This is a genomic window from Sphingopyxis sp., assembly GCF_016463645.1.
Classification (GTDB): Bacteria; Pseudomonadota; Alphaproteobacteria; order Sphingomonadales; family Sphingomonadaceae; genus Sphingopyxis.
In genome coordinates, this window is the sequence record NZ_JAEMQX010000236.1 from 1 (window position 1) to 2,490 (window position 2,490).

A 2,490-nucleotide genomic window follows, 5' to 3' on the forward strand; every position below is an offset into this window, starting at 1 on the left:
CGCAGCCGGTGCTTTCGAACTTTTCCTTGCCCACCGGATCGAACTGGAAGGCGCAGGCGCCGGGATCGGCGGTGACGCGCACCGCCGCTGTCTGCTGCGCCTTCGCCATCGCCGGGTTGGCGGCCTCGGTGAGCATCTGGAAGGCGGGGAAATAGGTGATGGCGGCGAGCGCGCAGCCCGCGAGGATGATTGGCTTGCGCCCGATCTTGTCGCTGAGCCAGCCGAAGAGGATGAAGAAGGGCGTGCCGAGCGCGAGCGCGATGGCGATGAGGATGTTCGCGGTCGCGCCATCGACCTTCAGCGTCTTTTCGAGGAAGAAGAGCGCGTAGAATTGCCCCGAATACCAGACGACCGCCTGCCCCGCGACCGCGCCGAACAAGGCGACCAGCACCCATTTGAGATTCGCCCAGCGCCCGAAGGCTTCGGTCAGCGGCGCCTTCGACGTCGTGCCCTCCTCCTTCATCTGCTTGAAGACCGGGCTTTCCTCGAGCTGGAGGCGAATCCACAGCGAAACGCCGAGCAGGATCACCGAGATCAGGAAGGGAATGCGCCAGCCCCAGTCGGCGAACGCCGCCTCGCCCATCACCGAGCGGATGAGGATGACGACGCCGAGCGCCGCGAACAGGCCGAGCGTCGCGGTGGTCTGGATGAAGCTGGTGAAGAGGCCGCGTTTGCCGTCGGGGGCATGTTCGGCCACATAAGTGGCGGCGCCGCCATATTCGCCGCCGAGCGCGAGCCCCTGGACGAGCCGGAGCAGCACGAGGAGGATCGGCGCGGCGACGCCGATCGAGGCGTAGCTTGGAAGCACGCCGACGAGGAAGGTCGACGCGCCCATCAGCCCCATGGTGACGAGAAAGGTGTTCTTGCGCCCGACGAGGTCGCCGATGCGCCCGAAGACGAGCGCACCGAATGGCCTTACCGCAAAGCCCGCCGCGAAGGCCGCGAGCGCGAAGATGAAACCGGTGGTTTCATTGACGCCCGAAAAGAATTGCGCCGAGATGATCGTCGCGAGCAGGCCGTAGAGGTAGAAATCATACCATTCGAACACCGTGCCGAGCGACGAGGCCAGAATGACCTTGCGCTCGCTCTGCCGGGCTTCAATTGCCACCGCATTCTCGCCGATCGTCATCCGTTACCCCTTCGCCCGTTTTATCGTTGGGCGAAGGGTCTAACGAATGGGCAGGAGGCGTCAACCGACGCGCTTGACCGCGCCCTTGTGCGCGCCGACACTCTTGTTGCGCGGGCGGAAACGACGCTTGCGCTGCGGCTGGCCGTCGGTAGCCGGGCCGTCGCGGCGCGGACCGCGATCGCCCCGCGGCTGGCCGCCGCCGCGATTGCCTTCGCCGCGGCCGCCGAGTGCTTCCTCGCGCTGGCGCTGCGGATTGCGGCCCTTGCTGCCGGTGTCGCGCGGAGGTTGTACCGGCTTCGGCAGGTTGCGCACCAATTCGTTGAAGCCCTCGGGCAGCGGCATCGGTTCGGACTTCGTGCGGGTGACGCGCTCGATATCGCGCAGATAGGTGCGCTCGTCGGGGGCGACGAAGCTGATCGCCATACCCTCGGCGCCGGCACGCGCGGTGCGGCCGATGCGGTGGACATATTGCTCGGGGACGTTCGGGATCTCGAAGTTGATCACGTGGCTGACGCCCGAGACGTCGATGCCCCGCGCCGCGATGTCGGTCGCGACGAGCAGGCGCACCTGGCCCGAACGGAAGGCCTGGAGCGCGGTGGTGCGCTGTGCCTGGCTCTTGTTGCCATGGATCGCAAAGGCCTCGATCCCCGCGCCCTTCAGATGGCGGACGACGCGGTCGGCGCCATGCTTGGTGCGCGTGAAGATCAGCGCGCGATCGATGTCCGACGTCCTGATGACGTGATGGAGCAGCGCCTGCTTTTCCTTCTGTTCGACGAAGGTCGAGAACTGGCGGATCTTTTCGGCGGTGGTCGCCTGCGGCGTGACCGACACGGTGACCGGATCCTCGAGAAACTGTTCGGCGAGATGCGCAATTTCCTTCGGCATCGTCGCCGAGAAAAACAGGTTCTGGCGGCGCGACGGCAGCAGCTTCGCGATGCGGCGCAGCGAATGGATGAAGCCCATGTCCATCATCTGGTCGGCTTCGTCGAGGACGAAGATTTCGACGTCGTCGAGACGCAGCGCGCGCTGGTCGATGAGGTCGAGCAGGCGGCCGGGCGTGGCGACGAGGATTTCGACGCCCTGCGCAAGGTCGCGGATCTGCTTGTTGATCGGCACGCCGCCGAAGACGGTGGTCACGCGCAGCTTGGTGAAGCGGCCATAGTCGCGGCAGCTCTGCGCGATCTGCGCAGCGAGTTCGCGCGTCGGCGCAAGGACGAGCATGCGGCAGCTGCGCGGGTTGGTGCGGTGCGGGTAGGTGATCAGGTGGTGGATCGAGGGAAGCGAGAAACCGGCGGTCTTGCCCGTACCGGTCTGCGCGATGCCGCACAGGTCGCGGCCCTTCATCAGCGGCGGGATCGCCT

The 2,490-nt window shown here is 66.3% G+C and carries 2 protein-coding genes; both read right to left on the reverse strand.

Features of this window, described 5'->3' with window-relative positions; genetic code table 11:
• The coding region (locus JHC57_RS21990; RefSeq protein WP_294032697.1) for an MFS transporter at positions 1-1,129 on the reverse strand (1,129 nt) is incomplete at its 3' end.
• 60 nt (positions 1,130-1,189) lie between these two features.
• Positions 1,190-2,490 (reverse strand): DEAD/DEAH box helicase (locus tag JHC57_RS21995; protein WP_294032698.1); only part of this gene is annotated, 1,301 nt, incomplete at its 5' end.